This is a genomic window from Streptomyces sp. NPDC047869 (assembly GCF_040704065.1).
Taxonomy (GTDB): Bacteria; Actinomycetota; Actinomycetes; order Streptomycetales; family Streptomycetaceae; genus Streptomyces.
Genome location: NZ_JBEYRK010000011.1, coordinates 79,848 through 99,719, shown reverse-complemented (window position 1 = coordinate 99,719; position 19,872 = coordinate 79,848). Strand labels below are relative to the sequence as shown.

21 protein-coding genes and 1 pseudogene are annotated in these 19,872 nt (G+C 72.7%); 14 read left to right on the top strand and 8 right to left on the bottom strand.

Going from position 1 to position 19,872, the window contains the following annotated elements; translation table 11 throughout:
* The first annotated feature begins 139 nt into the window (after positions 1 to 139).
* The 3 genes from AB0924_RS16680 to AB0924_RS16670 all read left to right on the top strand — a co-directional run bounded on the left by AB0924_RS16680 (position 140) and on the right by AB0924_RS16670 (position 2,130).
* Positions 140 to 385: a DUF5133 domain-containing protein gene (locus AB0924_RS16680; RefSeq protein WP_366911761.1), complete on the top strand. Its 246-nt coding sequence runs from the start codon at positions 140 to 142 to the stop codon at positions 383 to 385.
* 45 nt (positions 386 to 430) lie between these two features.
* Positions 431 to 823: a DUF393 domain-containing protein gene (locus AB0924_RS16675; protein WP_366911760.1), complete on the top strand. Its 393-nt coding sequence runs from the start codon at positions 431 to 433 to the stop codon at positions 821 to 823.
* A 266-nt stretch (positions 824 to 1,089) separates the two neighbouring features.
* Positions 1,090 to 2,130 (top strand): vWA domain-containing protein, encoded by a 1,041-nt coding sequence (locus tag AB0924_RS16670; protein ID WP_358933781.1) that lies wholly within the window; start codon positions 1,090 to 1,092, stop codon positions 2,128 to 2,130.
* 89 nt (positions 2,131 to 2,219) lie between these two features.
* On the opposite strand, the gene AB0924_RS16665 is transcribed toward AB0924_RS16670, so the two are convergent.
* Positions 2,220 to 2,774, bottom strand: a complete 555-nt coding sequence (locus tag AB0924_RS16665) for a GNAT family protein (RefSeq protein WP_358933779.1) — start codon at positions 2,772 to 2,774, stop codon at positions 2,220 to 2,222.
* Between the two features lie 161 nt (positions 2,775 to 2,935).
* Between AB0924_RS16665 and AB0924_RS16660 the strand changes: the two genes are divergently transcribed.
* Complete coding sequence (locus tag AB0924_RS16660) at positions 2,936 to 3,784, top strand: maleylpyruvate isomerase family mycothiol-dependent enzyme (RefSeq protein ID WP_366911759.1); 849 nt, start codon at positions 2,936 to 2,938, stop codon at positions 3,782 to 3,784.
* 83 nt (positions 3,785 to 3,867) lie between these two features.
* Here AB0924_RS16660 and AB0924_RS16655 read toward each other — a convergent pair whose 3' ends face one another.
* From AB0924_RS16655 to AB0924_RS16645, 3 genes are all read right to left on the bottom strand, one after another.
* Complete coding sequence (locus tag AB0924_RS16655) at positions 3,868 to 4,251, bottom strand: VOC family protein (protein WP_358933775.1); 384 nt, start codon at positions 4,249 to 4,251, stop codon at positions 3,868 to 3,870.
* 67 nt (positions 4,252 to 4,318) lie between these two features.
* Positions 4,319 to 4,840 (bottom strand): transglycosylase SLT domain-containing protein, encoded by a 522-nt coding sequence (locus AB0924_RS16650; protein WP_366911758.1) that lies wholly within the window; start codon positions 4,838 to 4,840, stop codon positions 4,319 to 4,321.
* A gap of 525 nt (positions 4,841 to 5,365) precedes the next feature.
* Positions 5,366 to 5,932 (bottom strand): DinB family protein, encoded by a 567-nt coding sequence (locus AB0924_RS16645; RefSeq protein WP_366911757.1) that lies wholly within the window; start codon positions 5,930 to 5,932, stop codon positions 5,366 to 5,368.
* Between the two features lie 182 nt (positions 5,933 to 6,114).
* Between AB0924_RS16645 and AB0924_RS16640 the strand changes: the two are divergent.
* Positions 6,115 to 6,210: pseudogene (locus tag AB0924_RS16640) on the top strand.
* A gap of 49 nt (positions 6,211 to 6,259) precedes the next feature.
* Here AB0924_RS16640 and AB0924_RS16635 read toward each other — a convergent pair.
* A complete protein-coding gene (locus AB0924_RS16635) occupies positions 6,260 to 7,183 on the bottom strand; it encodes an NADP-dependent oxidoreductase (protein ID WP_366911756.1) in 924 nt (307 codons plus the stop codon).
* 140 nt (positions 7,184 to 7,323) lie between these two features.
* Between AB0924_RS16635 and AB0924_RS16630 the strand changes: the two genes are divergently transcribed.
* From AB0924_RS16630 to AB0924_RS16610, 5 genes are all read left to right on the top strand, one after another.
* Positions 7,324 to 8,358 carry a helix-turn-helix domain-containing protein gene (locus tag AB0924_RS16630; protein WP_366911847.1) on the top strand — a complete coding sequence of 345 codons (1,035 nt, stop codon included), beginning with the start codon at positions 7,324 to 7,326 and terminating at the stop codon, positions 8,356 to 8,358.
* 408 nt (positions 8,359 to 8,766) lie between these two features.
* Complete coding sequence (locus AB0924_RS16625) at positions 8,767 to 9,603, top strand: hypothetical protein (protein WP_366911755.1); 837 nt, start codon at positions 8,767 to 8,769, stop codon at positions 9,601 to 9,603.
* A gap of 194 nt (positions 9,604 to 9,797) precedes the next feature.
* Positions 9,798 to 11,531, top strand: a complete 1,734-nt coding sequence (locus tag AB0924_RS16620; RefSeq protein WP_366911754.1) for a SpoIIE family protein phosphatase — start codon at positions 9,798 to 9,800, stop codon at positions 11,529 to 11,531.
* 201 nt (positions 11,532 to 11,732) lie between these two features.
* The gene (locus AB0924_RS16615; protein WP_366911753.1) at positions 11,733 to 12,854 is read left to right on the top strand and encodes an aminotransferase class V-fold PLP-dependent enzyme; all 1,122 of its coding nucleotides are present in this window, start codon (positions 11,733 to 11,735) and stop codon (positions 12,852 to 12,854) included.
* A 103-nt stretch (positions 12,855 to 12,957) separates the two neighbouring features.
* Entirely contained in the window at positions 12,958 to 14,169 is a 1,212-nt protein-coding gene (locus AB0924_RS16610; RefSeq protein ID WP_358933758.1) for a PP2C family protein-serine/threonine phosphatase, read from the top strand.
* Between the two features lie 31 nt (positions 14,170 to 14,200).
* Here AB0924_RS16610 and AB0924_RS16605 read toward each other — a convergent pair whose 3' ends face one another.
* Entirely contained in the window at positions 14,201 to 14,785 is a 585-nt protein-coding gene (locus tag AB0924_RS16605; RefSeq protein ID WP_358933756.1) for an XRE family transcriptional regulator, read from the bottom strand.
* Between the two features lie 116 nt (positions 14,786 to 14,901).
* Between AB0924_RS16605 and AB0924_RS16600 the strand changes: the two genes are divergently transcribed.
* From AB0924_RS16600 to AB0924_RS16590, 3 genes are read left to right on the top strand one after another with little or no spacing between them, the layout of a single operon-like run.
* Entirely contained in the window at positions 14,902 to 15,738 is an 837-nt protein-coding gene (locus AB0924_RS16600) for a DMT family transporter (protein ID WP_366911752.1), read from the top strand.
* Between the two features lie 33 nt (positions 15,739 to 15,771).
* A complete protein-coding gene (locus tag AB0924_RS16595) occupies positions 15,772 to 16,419 on the top strand; it encodes an FMN-binding negative transcriptional regulator (RefSeq protein WP_366911751.1) in 648 nt (215 codons plus the stop codon).
* Positions 16,420 to 16,457: 38 nt separating this feature from the next.
* The gene (locus AB0924_RS16590) at positions 16,458 to 17,165 is read left to right on the top strand and encodes a phenylalanine--tRNA ligase beta subunit-related protein (protein ID WP_366911750.1); all 708 of its coding nucleotides are present in this window, start codon (positions 16,458 to 16,460) and stop codon (positions 17,163 to 17,165) included.
* A 75-nt stretch (positions 17,166 to 17,240) separates the two neighbouring features.
* On the opposite strand, the gene AB0924_RS16585 is transcribed toward AB0924_RS16590, so the two are convergent.
* Positions 17,241 to 18,191, bottom strand: coding sequence for a YafY family protein (locus tag AB0924_RS16585; protein WP_366911749.1), 951 nt, complete (start codon positions 18,189 to 18,191; stop codon positions 17,241 to 17,243).
* Positions 18,192 to 18,262: 71 nt separating this feature from the next.
* On the opposite strand from AB0924_RS16585, the gene AB0924_RS16580 reads away from it, so the two are divergent.
* Positions 18,263 to 18,649 carry a VOC family protein gene (locus AB0924_RS16580; RefSeq protein ID WP_366911748.1) on the top strand — a complete coding sequence of 129 codons (387 nt, stop codon included), beginning with the start codon at positions 18,263 to 18,265 and terminating at the stop codon, positions 18,647 to 18,649.
* 74 nt (positions 18,650 to 18,723) lie between these two features.
* Here the strand turns inward: AB0924_RS16580 and AB0924_RS16575 are convergent, their stop codons facing one another.
* Positions 18,724 to 19,869, bottom strand: a complete 1,146-nt coding sequence (locus AB0924_RS16575; protein ID WP_366911846.1) for a DUF6596 domain-containing protein — start codon at positions 19,867 to 19,869, stop codon at positions 18,724 to 18,726.
* Between the last annotated feature and the right edge of the window lie 3 nt (positions 19,870 to 19,872).

Below are 19,872 nucleotides of genomic sequence, written 5' to 3'. Positions count from 1 at the left end.
ATACGGTGATCCTTCGGGGGCACACGAGTCCCCGGAGAAGGATCGGCTTCCTTCCCGTTGTGGCGCCGCCCGTCGGGTGTGCGCGTACGGATGTCACGGGCCCCGGGTGACGACCCGTCCGTCGAGAGAGGTGGTCGCTGTGCTGTTGCCTGCGGAGAAGGAACTGCGTGCGGTGCTGGCTCGCTTCGCCGACGCGCGCTTCCGCCACGACCTGCAGCCCACCGGCCACTCGAGCCGAGAGCTGGAAGACACGTCCGGCATGCTGTGCCTCCTCACCGGCACCCGGTCGGTGGACAAGGCCCTCACCGCCGCCGACGCTCTTCTGGAACGGTGGCGGGCGGACCGCCGTGCGGGGACGAGGACGACCCAGTCGCTGGCCGCGTGAGCCGCCGGTCCGCCGGACGGGCCGAAAGCGCGCATCATGGAGGTCATGCGATCGCGACCTGTGCTGGTCTACGACGGTGACTGCGGCTTCTGCACGGCCTCCGTGACTCTCGCACGGAGATGGATCGGGCCGCGCTGCGACATCACGGCACGCCAGTGGGCCGACCTGGAGGCGCTGGGCGTGACCCAGGAGCGGGCCGAGTACGAGGCCCTGTGGGTCACCCCGGACGGAACGGTGTACGGCGGCGCGCGGGCGGTCGCCAAACTGCTGTCCAGCGCACGCGGCGGCTGGCCCGTCGTGGGGGCGGTACTGCAGCTGGCGCCGGCACGCCGGCTCGCCCACGGCGTCTACCGGGCCATCGCCCACAACCGTCATCGGCTGCCCGGCAGCACGCCGGCCTGCTCCCTTCCCGCCGGCCGGGGGCCGGGCAGGAGCTGAGCGGGAACAGGCCGGCGGCGCGCGCTCCGGCACGCGGCCCGGCTGTGCCTGATGGGCCGCGTGCCGAACCTTTCCAGCAACTCGTTCACCTGCCGAGAGCGGCCTCGGCGCACACGTCGGTGACAGGCAAGTGGCGCCCGCGTGCACCGGAGTTGTGCGACCGGCGCCGCGCCCCGGCTTCGGTTCGTCCGGTATGCGAGCCGAGTCCGATTGTCAGTGGCGGGTGAGACGGTAGGTGCATCGAGTCGGAAAGAGGGGGAGCTGCCATGTCCGGCAACCAGAACTACATCAACCACGTAGCCCTTGTACTGGATGCCAGTTCGTCCATGTCGCACCTGAGCCGCAAGGTCGTCGAAGTCGCCGATCAGCAGATCGCGTACCTCGCCCGCCGGTCGAGGGAGCTGGACCAGGAAACGCGCGTCACGGTGTACGTCTTCGCGGACAAGGTGGAGTGCGTCATCTACGACAAGGACGTGCTGCGGATGCCGTCGCTCAAGCAGCTGTACCGGGTCGGTGGGATGACGGCGCTGCTGGCGGCCGCGCTGAAGTCACAGCGGGAGCTGGCCCAGACGGCGCAACTGTACGGCGACCACAGCTTCCTGACGTTCGTCCTCACCGACGGGCAGGAGAACGCGAGTCATCGCTGTCCGGACGCCGCCTCCAAGGATCCGCGTGAACTGGTCCAAGCCGTGGCCGAGATGATGCGGACACAGCAGGACAACTGGACGCTGGCCGTCCTCGTGCCCGACCAGATGGGCAAGCGCGAGGCCATGCAGTGCGGTTTCCCGAAGGACAACATAGCCATCTGGGACGCGACGAGCACCCAGGGCCTCGAGGAGGCCGGGCAGGTCATCAGGCAGGCCACCGAGAACTTCATGGTGGGCCGCTCGCAAGGCATCCGGGGATCGCGGGCCGTGTTCTCCACGGGCGCCCAGGCGGTCAACAAGAAGACGATCAAGGCGGCCGGCCTCACTCCGGTTCAGCCGTCGGAGTACCAGCTGATCCCGGTGGCCCGCCACGCGGGCATCCGGGAGTGGGTCATCGAGTGCGGGCACGACTACCGTACCGGTGGCGCCTTCTACCAGCTGAGCAAGTCGGAGAAGATCCAGGCGCAGAAGCAGATCGCGGTGCTGGAGAAGAAGACGGACCGGGTGTACACCGGGCCCGAGGCCCGCGCCCTGCTCGGCCTGCCGGACGTGGAGATACGCGTCAAGCCGGACCACAACGACGACTACACGATCTTCGTGCAGAGCACCAGCGTGAACCGCAAGCTCGTGCCGAACACGCGCCTTCTGCTGATGCTCTGACACTCGATCCGGCTCGCCCCGCTCCGGGCCGCCTCGACGAGCCTGCGGTGCGAGCCGTCAGTCACGCCCGCGACCCGCACCCCTGATCGTCAGAGCGCGGCCTGGTCCTTGGGGTTCGGCTTCCAGTCCTGGGCGAGGAGTCCGAGCAGCACCTCGTCCAGGAACTCGCCCATCACCCAGGCCGAGGAGCGCAGCACGCCCTCGCGGACGAAGCCGTTGCGCTCGGCGGAGCGCAGCATCGCGGTGTTGTCCGACAGCGTCTCGATCTGCAGGCGCCGCAGCCCGCGCACGATGAAGCCGTAGTGGCACAGCGCCGCCACCACGTCGCTGCCGTAGCCCTTGCCGCGGCAGGACGGCAGCAGCCCCAGACCGATGTGAGCGGACCGGTTGTGGTTGTCGATGCCCCACAGCGTCGCGGTGCCGACCAGTGTGCCGCCCTGCAGCTCCACCACGGAGAACGGCACGCTTCCCTGTTGTGTGTCGTCCACCACGAGCCGCGGGTCCTTCGAGCCGGGCGTGATCGGACGCCACGGCCCGCCTTCCGCTCGCGAGGCGTTCACCACGTCGTCGTAGAGCTCGGCCCGCAGGACCGGGATGTCGTCCTCGTGCCGGGCCCTGAGCCCGACCTTGTCGCCCCTAAGCATGCGAGCTTCCTATCCGCCCGGCCCGGCCGACGGCAAACCATTAAGCAGTCGTCCCGGTCGGCGGCCGGTCCGCCGGGCGGCGGGGGCGTGCGGGGACTTGTCGTGCGCCGTCGGGTCTGGTTGGGTACCACCTCCACCGGCACGTCGGGCGTGCGCGGCGGATGTGGAGTGGAGCGAGCTACGTGCACAGGACGGAACGGCAGGACGGGTCGTGGACCTTGCCCGAGGGGCTGGGGCAGGCGATCCGGGGCACTGCCGGAGAGATAGCAGCGCTGGTGCGGAGCGCGGGCGATACGGCGCTTGCCGTGCCGGGATCGGAGTGGACCGTCGGTGAGGTCGCCGCGCACCTGGCCGTGGCGAACGAGCTGATGGCCGATCTGGCGGCCGGGCGGGAGCGCCCCTACGGTGACGGAACACCTCAGAGTCTCGCCGCCGCCAACGCCGAGTCCCTGGCCGTCTTCACGGAGCGCCGGGCGGAACCGCTCGCGCGGATGATCACGGAGCAGTGCGAGAGGTTCCTGGACGCCCTGTCGTGCTCCGTGGCCGACGGCGAGGCGCCGGCCACGCCCTTGGGCCTGATGAGCCGGTCCGTTCTCGCGTCGTACCTGCTCACGCATATGCTCGGCCACGGGTACGACCTGGCTCGCGCCCTGGGGCGCCCGCACATGGTCGACCCGGCGCGGGTGAGCCTTTGCATGCCGTTCATGCTCTCGGTCATGCCGCGTGTCGCCGACCCCGAGGCCACGGCCGGGTTCGAGGCCCGCTACCGGATCCGGTTGCGTGGAGGTGAGGCGTTCGGCGTGTCGCTGGCCGATGGTGCCGTGCGGGTGACGCAGGACCCGTCGCCGCAGCGTGTGGACTGCACCATTCTGCTCGACCCCGTCGCCTTCCTGCTCATCGCGCTCGGCCGGCTCAGTCCGTGGCGAGCCATCGCCCGGGGACAGGTCCTCGCCTGGGGCCGCCGGCCCTGGCTCGGCCCCCGCTTCCCCACGCTGTTCACCGCGCCCTGAACCGCTCCCCTCCCCCGACGGTCCGAGGCAGTAGCGGCCGGCGCCGAGACGCTTACGGCACGCACCCGCCAGGACTCACGGGGTCAGAGGGGCTGGATCCGTGTGCGCAGGAGGCAGAATTCGTTGCCTTCCGGGTCGGCCAGGACGTGCCAGCTCTCGGTGCCGGTCTGACCGACGTCGGCGGGCTCGGCCCCGAGAGCGAGCAACCGCTCCAACTCGGTGTCCTGGTCACGGTCGGTGGCGCTCACGTCGATGTGCAGTGGCAGTTTCCCGGTCCGCGGGTCGTCGCTGGGGCTGACGACGAGGATGGGCTGCGGGCCCCCGAAACCGGCGTCGGGCGGCCCGATCGCGATGCTTCCGTCGTCCTCCCGGCCGAGTTCGACGTAGCCGAGGACCTCGCTCCAGAACGCGGCGAGACGCTCGGGGTCCGCGGCGTCGAGGACCAGCTCACTGATGCGGCATGCCATGCCCGTCAGTGTAGGTGGAGCGCCTGGCCGCGGCCGCGGTATTGCCGGCCGGGTCGATCAGCGGTGCTCAGTACGCGGAGTTGACGTTGTCGATGGAACCGTAGCGGTGCGCGGCGTAGTTGGCGGCCGCGGTGATGTTCGCGACCGGGTCGGTGACGCTGTTGGCGGTGCCTTCGACGTGGTAGGCCTTGAAGGTGGGGTCGATCACCTGGAGCAGGCCCTTGGACGGGATCCCGTTCTGGGCGTTGACGTCCCAGTTGTTCTGGGCGTTGGGGTTGCCGCTGGACTCGCGCATGATGTTGCGGTGCAGGCCCTCGTAGCTGCCCGGGATGCCCTTCTCCTTCATGATGGCCAGCGACTGCTTGATCCAGCCGTCGAGGTTCCCGGCGCTGCCGGTGGAACCCTTGGCGTCGGCGTGGCTGTCGCTGGAGGCAGCCGAGACGCTGTGGGCGGTCTTCGGCGCCTCGGCGGCCTGCGCGGAGGCCGGCATCAGCGTGAGGGCCACGGTCGCGGCGCCGGTCGTGGCCATGCCGGTCAGAGCGAGGGTGCGCAGGCGGGCAAGGCGGCGGTTGGCGGTGATCGCGGTCATGTGAAAGGGACTCCTGGGAGACGTCTGAGTGGCGCCGGCCGGGTGCCGGTCACGATGCGGGCTTCGGTACCAGGGCCCGTACTGCGCTACGCAGCGGGCAGGCCCGGCGGTGATCACCCGGTCGCCCCGCGGCTCGCCGGGCAACGACCAACATGTTTAGCGGCCCGACGAAACCATGCAAGAGTGTGACCTACTACCCAAGGGCGTAGACATTCCACATATCGGACTTCTCGCGGCTCAAGGCCCGCGTTCGCTCCGGACCGCTTCTACGATCCTGCATAGGACGTGACATGGCTCCTATGGGCCGTATCACCCGTTTTCGCGCGGATCGGGCTCCGTGCCCGGCCATGTGAGACCCACGCCGACGCCGCCCTCGCGCCGGAACGGATCGCGGATCCGGGTGGAGGATGGCTGCCGCCCGCCGCACCGCGCGGGGAAGCTCACGGCGCCCCTCCCCCACGTGCGGGCCGTCAGCGGCGGAGCGTGTCCCGGGGCTCTGACCACGCTCCGCCCGTCGTCACCGGGTCACTGGCCGACTCGTCCGTCGACGCACTCGCGCAGCAGGTCGGCGTGTCCGCAGTGGCGGGCGTACTCGTCGATCCTGTGCACCAACAGTTCCCGGACGGCGATCCCGTCCTTCCCGACACGCTCGCCCAGATCCTCGTGCTCGGCCAGCGCGGCATCGGTCGCGGCCTGCTCGCGCTCGAGGTCGGCGTGGGCCGCGTCGACCACGGCCTGTTCGGCGACGGCTCCGAGGAAGTCCGCGTCCCTCCCGCCGTACAGCTTCGGCAGCGGTTCGTCGTCGCCGAGCCAGTTGCGCCAGTCCCGTTCCACCTCGGCGAGGTGGCGGAGCAGGCCGAGCAGCGACATCGTCGACGGCGGGACCGACCTGCGGGCCAGTTGTTCCGGGTCCAGGCCCTCGCACTTCATCCGCAGGGTCATGCGGTAGTTCGTCAAGTAGTCCTGAAGTGTGGCGAGTTCGCCGTCCGGACTGTTGCCGTTGTCGCGGGGGTCGTCGTCCGGGTCGGCCCACATGTCGGGGTAGACGGTCGCCTGGGTCCATCGTGCGGGTTGATCGCTCATGCGTTGCATGGTGCTGACCGACGGCCCAGGTCCGCCACCGGGTTTCGGATTCGCGCCCAGGGCAGCCTCGGGCCGCGTGCCGGCGCCGGTCAGCCGGGGGTCCGCGTCAGGGGCGGATCAGCGGCACGTCAGGGGGTCCTGCCAGTGTTGTTCTCGTGAACGGGCCGGGAGGAACACCGGACCGGGAACGAGGAGAGGTGCCCGGAGTGGTTGATCGGGGACCAGCGAGCACGCTCATGGTCGGGCCCCTGCGGGGGTCCACGCAGGTTCGAATCCTGCCCTCTCCGCCGCAGGGGCCACCACCCCGGCCCGCCCGGTACGGGGGTCGGCCGGGGATCAGACGACCGTGAGGACGATCTTGCCCGTGGTCCGGCCCCGCTCGCCGATCTCGTGCGCCTTCGCGGCGTCCGCCAGCGGCAGGACCGTCTCCACCACAGGCTTCAGCGCGCCCCGCTCCACCAGGGCGGCGATCTCGCGCAGGCCCAGGTGGTCCGGTTCCACCAGCATCCACACCGCCCGAACCCCGTCCTGGGTCGCGGGTACGTCGTCGGGGCCGGGCAGGGTGATCAGCCGGCCGCCGGGCCGTAGCACCTTCACCGAGCGCTCGGCGGTCTCCCCGCCCAGTCCGTCGAGCACCACGTCGACATCGCTGACGACGTCCTCGAACCGCACCGCGCGGTAGTCGATCACCTCGTCCGCGCCAAGCGTCCGGACCAGGTCGTGCTTGTCCGCGCCGGCGGTGCCGACGACATGCGCGCCGCGGGCCTTGGCGATCTGCACCGCGAAGTGGCCGACGCCGCCGCCCGCCGCGTGCACCAGCACCCGCTCGCCCGGGCGCACGTTCGCCGTGTCCACCAGGGCCTGCCAGGCGGTCAGCGCGGCCAGCGGCAGGGCGGCCGCCTCCACGTGCGTGAGGTTGGCCGGCTTGGGGGCGAAATGCCGGGCCGGTGCCACCACGTGGTCGGCATAGGCTCCCGCCTGGCGCGGGAAGAGCGGCATTCCGAAGACCTCGTCCCCGGGACGCCACATCCCCACGCCCGGGCCGACGGCCTCGACGACGCCGGACACGTCCCAGCCGACGGCGGGAACGGTGCCCCAGTCGATGAGGGCTCCGCCGGCGCGGGTCTTCCAGTCCACCGGGTTCACTCCGGCCGCGTGCACCCGCACCAGGACCTCGTTCAGTCCCGGCTCGGGGCGCTCGACCTCACGCTGGACCAGGTTCTCGGGTCCGCCCCACCGTTCCACAACCACCGCTCGCATGCCGTCCGCCTCGTCTTCCGTCTCGAAATCCACACGTCACCGGGGCTCCCCCGGCGCTACGCGGTCCACCATCCGGGAGACGGGCCCGCCACGGTGTTGGCCGTCTGGCCACTGTGTGACAGGATCTGGCCATGGGTGACATGCGAGCGTCGAGGACGACGGGGACACCGGATCGGGCGGTGGACGCGCCGCCTCGCCGGCACCGGATCGCGGTGCTCGCCCTGCCCGGGGTACCGCCCTTCGAACTGGGCATCCCCTCCCGTGTGTTCGGCAGCGTGGCGGACGCCGAGGGCCGCCCGCTCTACGACGTCACCGTCTGCACCGCCGACGGTGCGCCGGTGCTCAGTGACGCGGGCTTCACCGTGCAGCCCGCGGCCGGGCCCGAGGCCGTGGCCGCCGCGGACACCGTGATCGTCCCGCCCACGCACGCCATGCCCGAGCTGGGCCGCGGCGGCCCGCTGCCTCCGGAGGTGACGGCGGCCATCGCCGGGATCCGGCCCGGCACCCGCCTGGTGTCCATCTGCACCGGCTCCTACGTACTGGCCGCGGCCGGGCTGCTCGACGGCCGGCCGGCGACAACCCACTGGAACCTGGCGCCGGAGTTCCGCCGCGCCTACCCGAAGGTCAGGGTGGACGAGGATGTGCTGTTCGTCGACGACGGCGACGTGCTGACCTCGGCGGGCGTGGCCGCGGGCGTCGACCTGTGCCTGCACATGATCCGCCGCGACCATGGCGCGGCCCTCGCCAACCGGGCCGCCCGCATGTGCGTCGTTCCGCCGTGGCGGGACGGCGGACAGGCCCAGTACATCGACCGGCCGGTCCCCGAACCCACCCTGGCCAGCACGACCGCCACCCGCGCCTGGGCGTTGGAGCACCTCGACGAGCCGCTGACCCTCCTCCAGCTCGCCGGACACGCCCGGATGAGCCTGCGCACCTTCACCCGGCGGTTCCGCGACGAGGTCGGCATGACCCCGGTGCAATGGCTCACCGCCCAACGGCTGGAACTGGCCAAGCAGTTGCTGGAGACCACCGATCTGTCCATCGACCTGGTCGCGCACCGGGCCGGCTTCGGCTCCGCGAACTCCCTGCGCGCGCACATGCGCACCACGTTCGGCGTCTCCCCCGCCGCCTACCGGCGCGCCTTCAGCCCCAACGACCTCGCCGGGGCCCTGTGACGCTCAGCCGGTCCCCGCGCGGACCACGGACACGACGAGGCCGCGCTGGCCGCCCTGAGACGCACGACGGGCGCCCAGCCCGCCGGGCCTCCCGCGCCGACGACCGCACCGGCCGACTCCGCGCCTTCGGGAGCCTGGCCCTCGTCCCGTCCGAACCGCGCGTCTTTGACGGCGAGTTCCAGCAGCCGTGCGCGCGGATCATGTGCCGGCAGGGCCACTTCCTCGACGTCCACGCCGGTGTCCGGGATCAGCTCCGCCGCGGCCACGCCATCCGCCTGCGCCAGGCCTCACCGACCCCCGCCGCGCCCCTCCGCCTGATGGCCCGTCGCCCCGGGGCTCGCGCACCCGCCGGTCGATGGGACGGCGTTGCGCACGCCGTCCAGGGCCGGCCGCGTCTAGCCTCGGCGCGTGGGGCAGCCGGAGCAGCGCGCAGAGGGCGCGGGACCGTTCGTCACCAGGCGGACGTGGCACCGTCCCGGCGGCGAGACCGTGGTGTGGGAGTCGCGGGCCGCACGGCGGCGCGGAACCGTCGTCGTCCGGCCGCCCGGTGCCGCACATAGCCGCCGAGCCCCCGCGGACGCCGTGTCCGTCGGCCGGCTGCGCAGGCTCAACGCCATCACGGCGACCGCCTTCGTCATCGGCGGAGCCCTCTTCTCGGTGGGCGCGGGCGTCGCCCAGTTCGGCTCCGGTGACGCCCTCGAGTGCGCCTCGGTCTACTTCGCCGGTGGTCTGTTCTTCAACACCGGCGGCTACGTGTCGCTGCTCCAGGTGATCAACGCGCCGGTCCACACCGAGGGCCGGCTGACCACGCGCCGCTGGCGGTGGTGGAGCTACGAGCCGATGCGGGTGGACTGGCTGGGCGCGTTCGTCCTGTTCGCCGGCACGCTCGTGTTCGCCGTCAACCTGATCGACTCCTTCCTGCGGGGCCTGAGCGTTCCGCAGATCAACCGGTTGATCTGGGTGCCCGACGTGATCGGCTGCGTGCTCTTCCTGGTCTCCGGGCATCTGGGCTTCACCGAGATCTGCCACCGCGGCCGCCCCTGCGCCCACCCACGCGATCTGGGCTGGTGGATCGTCGCCGTGAACCAGCTAGGCTCGATCCTGTTCATGGTCTCCGCGCTCGCCGCCTTCACCCGACCGGCCACCGGCGGCCTCGTCAACGCCGGCATCGCCAACTGGGGCACGCTCACCGGCGCCCTGTGCTTCTCCGTCGCCGGCCTCCTCCAGCTCCGCGAACGCCCCTGACGGGCCCGGGCCGACCACTGCGTGCGCTGGTCCGCTGCGCGCGGTCACCGGGTGCCGGGGGCCAAGGCCGAGATCCACGGCCGGTTTTTCATCATCAGCGGCGGACAGGGGGTACAAGAGACACACAGGGGCCTCGCACGCGCGTCCAGAAAACGGCACGTAGGCTCACAACCCGACGAGCTGGAGGCGAGGACATGGGGCGGCCGGAGAGCACAGAAACCCGCCATGAGCGGTTTCGGACGGTGTCTTCCTCCCGGCTGGTCCGCGCCCTGGAGGCCATCGGTGCCGGCGCCTACGCCGTCGACGAACAGGGCCGTATCGTCGCCGTCAACACCCGTGCCGGGCACCTGCTCGGCCGGAGCGCCCAGGATCTGATCGGTCAGGACGCCCACGACCTGCTGCACCGCGGGCCACAGGGACAGCGACTGCCCGCCGCACAGTGCAGCATGCGGGAGGCGTTCCACTCCGGGCACCCGGCACACGGCCTCATCGACTACTTCGCGCACGCCGACGGCTCCGTGCTGCCCATCTCCTGGTCGATCACGCCTTACGACATCGGGAGCGAAGCGAGCGGCACCCTCGTGGTGTTCCACATACTCGAACGACCGCACCCGGCCGGCGCGCACCCCGGCGAGGCAGCCCAAACACTCACCGACCTGGAGCGACTGGCTCTCCTCGCCGAGACCACCACCCAGCTGACCTCCACCCTCGACGTCGACGAGGCGCTGCGCCGGCTGGTGGACCTGGTCCTGCCCCGGCTGGCGGACTGGGCCGTCATCGACCTGATCACCGAGCGTGACGAGGTGCGGCGTGCCGTCGTGGTGCAGGCCGACGGCGGCGCACTGATCCGTCACGAGGAGCTCCAGGGACCGATGCCGCCGGTACCGGAGACGTCCCCCATGCCCCTGTCCCGGGCCCTGCGGGGTGTCGCCTCGACGCTCGCCGGCCCGGAGACCTATCGCGGCGACCCGGACTCCGGCATCGCGGTCGAACAGCGCCGTCTGTTCGACGCCACCGGCATCCGCTCCGCCGCCATCGCGCCCATCCGCAGTACCCGGGACGTCCTGGGCGCACTGACGCTGGGCCGCGCCGGGCAGCCGGACGACTTCACCGTCACCGACCTCACCCTGCTGGAGGACATCGCCCGGCGCACCGGCCTCGCCCTGGACAACGCGCGCCTCTACCAGCGGCAGCGCGCGATCGCCGAGACCATGCAGAACCATCTGCTGCCCCAGATGCCGCGCGTGCCCGACCTCCAGATGACGGTGCGCTACCTGCCCGCCCCGGACGCCTCGCAGGTCGGCGGTGACTGGTACGACGCGTTCGCCCTCTCCGACGGTGCCACCGCGCTGGCCATCGGCGACGTCGTGGGCCACGATCTGGAGGCCGCCGCCGGCATGGCGCAGCTGCGCAACATGCTCCGCGCCTACGCCTGGTCCCAGCAGAAGCCGCCCAGCAGGATCGTCTCCCGGCTCGACGAGGCGATCATGCCCATCACCGACGTCGCAATGGCGACGCTCATCTTCGCCCGGCTGACCCGGACCGGCGGCGGCCGCTGGGAGCTGTCCTGGACGAACGCCGGTCACCCTCCACCTCTGCTCATCACCCACGACGGCCTGACCGAGTACCTCACCGACGGGCACGGCATTCTGCTCGGCACCGGCGCCGGCGCCGGCCGGCCCGACGCCACGATCACGCTGCCGCCGGACAGCACCCTGCTGCTCTACACCGACGGCCTCATCGAAGCACCCGGCCGCACCCTCGACGAGGGCATGAACGAGTTGCGCCAGCACGCCGCCGCCCTGGCCCACCGCCCGCTGACCTCCTTCACCGATCAGCTTCTGCAGCGCGTGCGGCCACCCGGCCTCGACGACGTGGCCCTCCTCGTCCTGCGCACACCGCCGGGCCCCCACCCGGACAACGCGTAGGCGCGGCCCCCGCGGCCTCGCCGCGCGGAGGCACACCCCGGGACCGCCCGCGCTGCGCGCGACGCGTACCGTGCGAGCGGGCGGGGACGCGCACAGGGCGGGGAAGGACGCCAGGTCACCAGCCGGTTCGCGGTGCCGCCCCGCCCGGGGCAGCCGTCGCCCGCCACGCCGCTCCCACCGGCCCCGCCGTGAAAGGACCTCGTGCTCACCTCCTACGCCGCCCACTTCGACACCCCGGCCGGGTACCTGGACTTCGCACGGTTCGGCCCGCCCTCGCGCGATGCCGTGGCCGCCACCGCACGCGCGATGGACGAGGCCGCGCAGGCGGGCCACACCACCGTGGACGATCTGATGCGCGCGGAGGAGACGGCACGCCGGGCCGCCGCCCGTCTGGCGGGGAGCGACGCCGAGCGCACCGTGCTGCTGCCGAACGCGTCCACCGGTCTGTTCCACGCCGCTCTCGGCGTCCGGGACGGCGTGGTCCTAGTGCCGCGGACCGACTTCCCGGCGAACCACTACCCGTGGCGGCGTACCGCCGAGCTGGGCCGGGCCACGCCCCGCTGGCTGGACCCGGAGCCCGGCGAAGGGGTCACCGCCGACCTGGTCCGCGCCGCCCTCACCGACGACGTGGTCGCGGTGTCCGTCAGCGCCGTCGACTTCCGCACCGGTTTCCGTGCCGATCTGGCGGCGCTGCGCGAGGCGATCGGGCCCGGCCGGCTGCTCATCGTGGACGCCATCCAGGCGTTCGGTGTGACCGAGATGGCCTGGGAGGCGGCAGACGTGGTGGTCGCGGGTGGCCAGAAGTGGCTGCGGGCCGGCTGGGCCACGGGCTTCGCGACGCTGTCCGACCGGGCCCTGGACATGTTGGAGCCGGTTCTGACCGGCTGGACGGGCGTGCGGGACGCGGGCGTGTTCGACGGCGTGGAGCATGCGCCCGCCCTCTCCGCGCAGCGATGGTCCATCACGAATCTCAGTCCCGTGACGGCCGCCGCGTTCGCCGCCGCCCTGGACCTCGTCGAGCGGCACACCGTCACCGCGATCGAGGCGGCCATCGCCGCGCGGATCACCGAACTCACCGAGGTGATCCACCGCTACCGGGGCCGGGTCCTGTCCCCCACCGACCCCGCCCGGCGCGCGGGCGTCCTCTCCTTCACCGTGCCCGGCCACGATCCGTCGCGCGTCGCGAAGGCGCTGCACGCCGAGGGCATCGCGCTCACCTGCCGGGAGGACTCGCTCCGGCTCTCGCCGCACGCCTCCACCCCGCCGGAGGTGTCCGAGCGGCTCGCCGCCGCGCTCTCCGCACTGCCGCACCAGCGGTCCTGACACCGGCCGGCCGGATGCCGGGGGCAAGGGCCGGTGTGCCCTGGGCCCAGGCATCGCAGGCCGGGTCACGGGGCACCCGAGTGAAGGAAACGGGGAGGTGCGCGTGGTGGGCGATGACGGCTTGGGCCTGGACGAGGTGTTGCGGGCGGCGGAGGATGCCGCCCCGGGCGAGTCGGTGGACGTGGTGGCCCGGAACCTGGAGAAGCGGTTCTCGGCGGCACAGGTGTCCTTCCTGCTCGTCGACATGCTCGGCCGGGAAGCCGTGCGGCTGCCCAGAGCCGGTACGGCGGCTCAGGCGCCCGGCGAGCCGGAGAGGATGGAGCTGGCGGGCAGCGTCTACGACCGGGTGCTGCGCTCCCAGCGGCTGCACCAGGAGGACGACGGCATGGTCGGCTGCCGGTTGGTGGCGCCGGTGACGAACCGCGGCGACTGCGTCGGCGTGCTGGAGATGGTGGTGCCGCAGGCGGACGACACGGTCCGCGACGCGGTGACGCGGGCGGCGCACGCGCTCGCGTACATCGTGGTGACCGACCGGCGCTTCACCGACCTCTATCACTCGGGGCGGCGCACCACCACCATGAGCCTGGCGGCGGAGATCCAGCACCAGCTGCTGCCGTCGGCACCCTGCTGCGAGGCGGCCCACTTCACCCTGGCGGGTGGTCTGGCTCCGGCCGACGACATCGGTGGCGACACCTACGACTACGCGCTGGACCAGGATGTTCTCCATGTGTCGATCACGGACGCGATGGGTCACGACACGGCCTCGGCGCTGCTGGCCACGCTGACCGTCAACGCCCTGCGCGGGGCGCGCCGCGCCGGCCGCGGCCTCCTCGACCAGGCGTATGCGGCGCACCATGCGATCGCCGCCAACACCCGCGGCATGACCACCGGCCAGTTGCTCCGCGTCGAGCTGGAATCCGGCGCCTGCGAGCTGGTGAACGCGGGCCACCCCTGGCCGCTGCGGCTGCGCGGCGGCCGGGTCGAGGAACTGCGTCTCAAGGTCAACCTGCCGTTCGGGGTGCCCGCTCGGGTCGCCTACGAGGTGCAGCGGTGCCGCCTCGAGCCGGGTGATCGTCTGGTGCTGATCACCGACGGCATGCAGGACCGCGGGGCCGCCGCGATCGATCTGCCCGCCCTCATCAGGGACACCGCCGACGAACACCCCCGCGAGGTGGTCCGGTGCCTGACCACGGCGGCCATCGACGCGTGCGGGGGGACGCTGGCGGACGACGCCACCACCCTGGTGCTGGACTGGCACGGCAGCCGGTCGGGACTGCGCACCACCAACGGCGGCTCCAACATCGGCACCGGGTGACCGCGCGACGCGGGCCGCGCGACGGCACGGGTCAGGCCGGCGAGCCGGGGCCGGCCGGGATGTGGACGGTCATGATCAGACGGCAGGTCCCGGTGCCCGCGCCGCGGTAGGTGTGGGCGGTGTCCCCGTCGAAGGTGGCGGTCTGTCCGGCTTCGACGGGGTGCTCGGTGCCGTCGACGATCAGGGTCATCCGGCCGGCGGTGACGCTGACGGTCTCCACGACGCCGGCCTGGTGCGGGTGGCTGGTGTACTCCTCGCCCGGCTCCAGGTTCCAGCGCCAGACCTCCACCGGGGCCGGGCCCGCGGTGGTCAGCATCAGCCGGGCCTCGCTGCCCCGAGGGCCGGTCCACAGGGGGGTGAGAGCGCCCTCGGACACGACGCGCACGCGCCCCTCGGTCCGGCCCTCCATCAGGGCGGAGACGGAGACGCCGAGGGTGTCGGCCAGCCGCACGAGGGTGGCGAAGTTCGGGTTGCCCTGCGCCTTCTCCAGGGCGACGAGGGCACCCTTGCTCACCTGGGCGCGCCGGCCGAGTTCGTCCAGCGAGAGTCCAGCGCGGGCGCGGGCCGCCCGGACGTTGCGCGCGAGCGTCCGCAGGGCCGCCTCGGTCTCCGCCATCCGTTCACCATCCTTGCCAGTGGACCACTGGAATGCACCGCCCGGTCGTTCGGTTGACACCATCCGGTCGGTTCGCTGTACGGTTCAGTCGTTCCATTGATAGTAAGGGATGCACCGTGATCGCTCTGCTGCTTGCCCTGGGCAGCTCCCTCGCCTACGGCTGCGCCGACTTCCTCGGCGGCCTCGGCGCCCGCAAGGCCCACGTCCTGCGCACCGTCATGGTCGCCGCTCCCGCCTCTCTCGCGGTGGAGCTGCTGCTGTGGCCCGTCCTCGGTGCCTCGTTCGGCGCCGGTGCCCTCGCCTGGGGGGCCGCCTCCGGGGTCGCCTCGGCCGCCGCGTTCGCGCTGCTGTACAGGACGCTGGCGATCGGCCCGATGAGCGTGCTGTCGCCGGTGACCGCGCTGGTGTCCGCCGCGCTGCCGGTCGCCGTGGGGCTGCTCCAGGGCGAGCACCTGACGCCGGCCGGGCTGGCCGGCCTGCCGCTCGCGCTCGTCGCCGTCGTCCTGGTGAGCGCCGGACACGGTGCCCGCTCCGCGCGGATCTCCCGGACGGCACTGCTGCCGGCCTTCGGGGCGGGCGCCGCCATCGCGCTCCAGCTGGTCTTCCTGCACCAGGCGCCCGCGGACAGTGGCGTGGCCCCGCTGATCGTGGGCCGGGCGGTGACCTCGGCCGTCACCCTGGGCGCGGCCTGGATGCTGCGCCGCAGACTGGGCGCGGAGCGGCCCGCGTACGCGATGTCCGCGGCCGCGGGGGTGCTGGACTCGCTGGCGAATCTGCTGTTCCTGCTCGCCGTCCGCAGCGGAGACCTCACCGTCGTCGCCGTGACGACCGCCCTGTACCCGGCCGGCACGGTCCTGCTCGCCCGTGGTGTGCTCGCCGAACGCATCCACCGCGGCCAGCTCGTCGGCCTGGGCACCGCCGCCGTCGCCGTCGGCCTCCTCGCCCTCACCTGATCCGCCGCCACTCCCCCTCACAAGGAGAACCGCATGTTCATCCAGCCCTGGGACGCCTCCCTGGACGACACCGAGTGGCAGAGCTGGATCGCCGGCGGCCACGACTTCGGCCAGCTCAGCGTCAACGGGCTGCCAGGCCGGCCGCCCGCCGTCGTCCCCACCCACTTCACCACCGACGACGGCCGGCTGCTGATACACCTCGCCCGGCCCAACCCGGTCTGGGAGGCCATCGAGCACGACCCGAACGTCACCTTCACCGTGTTCGGCGACTACGCCTTCATCCCCGGACCCTGGCGCGCCAGGACCGGCACCGCGCCCACCGACGGCGTACCGACCAGCTACTACGCGGCCGTGCAGTTCTCCTGCCGCGCCCGCGTAATCGACGACCCCGAGGCCAAGGCAGAGCTGCTGCGCCGCCAGATGGCGCACTTCCAGCCCGAGGGCGATCATGCCCCGATCGACCCCGACCGGCCGCCCTACGGGCGCATGCTGCCCGGCATCCGCGGCCTGGAACTGGAAGTCGTCGGCGTGCGGGCCAAGTTCAAGTACGACGACCACAAACCCGTCGAGCACCGCACGGCCGTCGCCGGTCGTCTCACCGAGCGCGGTCAGGGCCTCGACGCGTCCACCGCACAGCAGCAGCTGCGCCGCCTGGACCGCATCGGACCCTGGAAGCGCTGACCTCCCGCCCCAGCACGCGCGCGAAAAGGATCCCCCTCATGACCGTCTTCCGTATCAGCGCCGCCGTCTCCGACGCCTTCCCCGACACCCTCATCGCCGTGGTCACCGCCGCCGGCCTGCGCGGCCACGAACCCTGGCCCGACACCGCCGCGGCCCTGGAGGCCCTGGAGCGGCAACTCGCCGACGGCAGCTGGCAGCCCGCCGACGAGCAGGACCCCCGCATCGACGCCTGGCACACCGCCTACCGCTCCTTCGGCACCAACCCCCGCCGCATCCGCCCCAGCGTCGACGCCCTCGGCCGCCGCCTCGCCAAGAAGGGCAGCCTGCCGCGCATCAACCCTGCCGTCGACTCCTACAACGCCGTCTCCGTCCGCCACGGCCTGCCCGCCGGCGCCTTCGACCTCGAGCACGTCACGGGCGAGGTCGACATCCGGCACGCCGACGGCAGCGAGGAGTTCACCCCCCTCGGCGAACCCGGCACCATCGAGAATCCCAAGCCCGGCGAGATCATCTACGCCGACGCCACCGGCGTCCTGACCCGCCACTGGAACCACCGCGACGCCCACCGGACCCGGGTCACCGAGGACTCCGGCCGGGTCGCCTTCGTCCTGGAGACCCTCCACGCCACCCGCGACGGCCACCTCCTCAAGGCCGCGGCCGACGAACTGCAGGGTCTCCTCGTCCCGCGCGCCGAGGGGACCGCCGTCCACTTCCTCAGCCCGGCTCAGCCCCGCGTCGACGTCTGAGGCGTCGGCCGCGGCGGCCGCGGCGGCCGGCGTCCGGTCCCGGCGCCGCCTTCCGCCGGCGACAAGGCCGGCGCGTCACTCGTGGGCCTCGAGGAGTTGGCGGGTGCGGTGCAGCAGGGCCTGGCGCACCGCGTCCGGCGCGAGGACCCGGAGCGGTGTGCCGAGGCCGAGGAGATAGCGGGCGAGGCCGTCCGCGTCCGGACCGCCCATGTCGACCAGGGTCGCGTCGGGGCCGTCCGGGCGGTGGGTGCCGATCGTCGCGGGGATGAGCCGTAGCGCCGCGTCCATGGGCAGGGGGAGACGGATGGTCGCCGAGAGCGGGTAGGGGCCGTTCGCGATGTTGCGGGAGACCAGACGTGCCGGGTCGGGCGGGTCCGTGAGGTCCGCCGGCCGGCCGGTGGGCTGCAGCCGGCCGACCCGGTCGGCCCGGAACGTCCGCCACTCGGCGCGCGCCACGTCCCGGGCGACGAAGTACCAGCGGCGTCCGGTGCACACGAGACGGTACGGGTCGACCTCGCGGAGCGTCGCCCGCCCCTGCGCGTCGGTGTACGACAGCCGGGCACGCTCTCCCCGCCGGCAGGCGACCGCCAACTCCAGCAGCAGGCCCGTCCTGATCCGCGGTCCGTCGGCCGTGGGAAGGCTGACGAACGCGTCGTCCAGGTCACCGAGCCGTTCCGCGATCCGCCGGGGCAGCACCTGGCGCAGCTTCAGCAGAGCGGAGAGTGCGGCCTGGTCACCGCCCATGGCGTTGCTCTGGGCCGCCTCCCGCAGGCCGGCCGCCACGGCAAGTGCCTCCTCGTCGTCGAGGATCAGCGGCGGCACCCGGGAACCGGCGTGGAGGCGGTAGCCGCCCCAGGGGCCGGCCTCGGAGTCCACGGTGTAGCCGAGCTCGCGCAGCCGGGCGACGTCCCGGCGGACCGTGCGGTCCGTGACCTCCATGCGCTCGGCCAGTTCGGCGCAGGTCCATGACGGCCGGGAGGACAGCAGGGACAGCAGCCGCAGCAGACGGGCGGAGGAGCTGATCACCCGGGGAAGTTTTCCACACCACGCCACAACCCGGACCGTAACTGTCCGGGTCAGGTCCTAGCGTTCCCCTCATGAGCACGGACACCACTTCCGCACCCGCGTTCCGCTACGCCGCCGTCACCTTCGACTGCGCCGACCCCGCCGAAATGGCCCGTTTCTACGGCGAGTTGCTCGGCATGTCGGTCCACTACTCCAGCGACGACTTCATCCTGCTGGGCAGGGAGGGCACGACCGGCCTCGCCTTCAACCGCCTGGCCGACTACCGCCCGCCCACCTGGCCGGACCCGACCCAGGAGAAGCAGGCCCACATCGAACTGGGCGTGGACGACCTGGACGTCGCCGAGAAGCGACTGCTCGATCTGGGCGCCACCAAGCCCGGCTTCCAGCCGCAGCCCGAACGCTGGCGCGTGCTGCTGGACCCGGCCGGCCACCCGTTCTGCATCACGACCCTGGTCTGACACGTCCTCGTGGCTCACCGTCGTCGCGGCCGGCGTCCTCGCCGTGCCGCGTGCCGGTGACCGGGCACCGCCTGTCAGCGGACGCGGCCGGTGTTGAGCCGGGCGGCCTGGCGCGTCAGGTGGTCGCGCTCGGCGAGGTTGGGTGCCTTGCGGGCCGCCTCGGCGTACAGCCGTGCCGCCGTCGCCAGGTCGCCGTCGCGTTCGTGCAGGTACGCCGCCACCGCGGTGTGCCGGGGCAGCGAATCGTCCAGCGCCGCGAGCGCCGCCAGCCCGGCGCGCGGTCCGTCGGCCTCGCCCACGGCGACGGCGCGGTTCAGCCGGACGACGGGGCTGTCGGTCAGGCGCGCGAGTTCGTCGTACCACTCGACGATCTGCACCCAGTCGGTCTCCTGGGCGGTGGGCGCGTCGGCGTGCAGCGCCGCGATGGCGGCCTGGGCCTGGAACTCGCCCAGCCGGTCACGGGCGAGGGCGGCCTGAAGGACTTCGACGCCCTCGGCGATCGAGGCGGTGTCCCACCGGCGGCGGTCCTGCTCGGCGAGCGGGACCAGGCTGCCGTCGGGCGCGGTCCGGGCGGCGCGCCGGGCGTGGTGGAGCAGCATGAGCGCGAGCAGTCCCGCCACCTCGGGGTGGTCGATCCGGGCCGCGAGCTGCCGGGTGAGGCGGATGGCCTCGGCCGCGAGGTCGATGTCGCCCGAGTAGCCCTCGTTGAAGACCAGGTAGAGGACGCGCAGCACGGTGGTGACATCACCGGGCCGGTCGAACCGCACACCTCGCACGGTGCGTTTGGCCCGGCTGATGCGCTGCGCCATGGTCGCCTCCGGCACCAGATAGGCCTCGGCGATCTGGCGGGTGGTCAGGCCGCCGACGGCGCGCAGTGTGAGCGCGGCCGCCGACGCCGGTGACAGCGAGGGGTGGGCGCACAGGAAGTAGAGCTGGAGCGTGTCGTCCGCCGCGGACACCGGCCCGGGCGGCGGCTCCTCGTCGATCCGGTCCTCGCGCCGGCGGCGGGCGGAATCCGCCCGCGTCGCGTCGAGGAACCGGCGCCAGGCCACGGTGACCAGCCAGCCCTTCGCATCCCCCGGCGGGCCGGCCGGCCACGTCCGCACCGCCTCGACCAGTGCGTCCTGGACAGCGTCCTCGGCCGCCGCGAAATCGGCTCCGCGGCGGACGAGGACGGCGATGACGCTCGGGGTGAGGCTTCTCAGCAGCGCCTCGTCCATCGG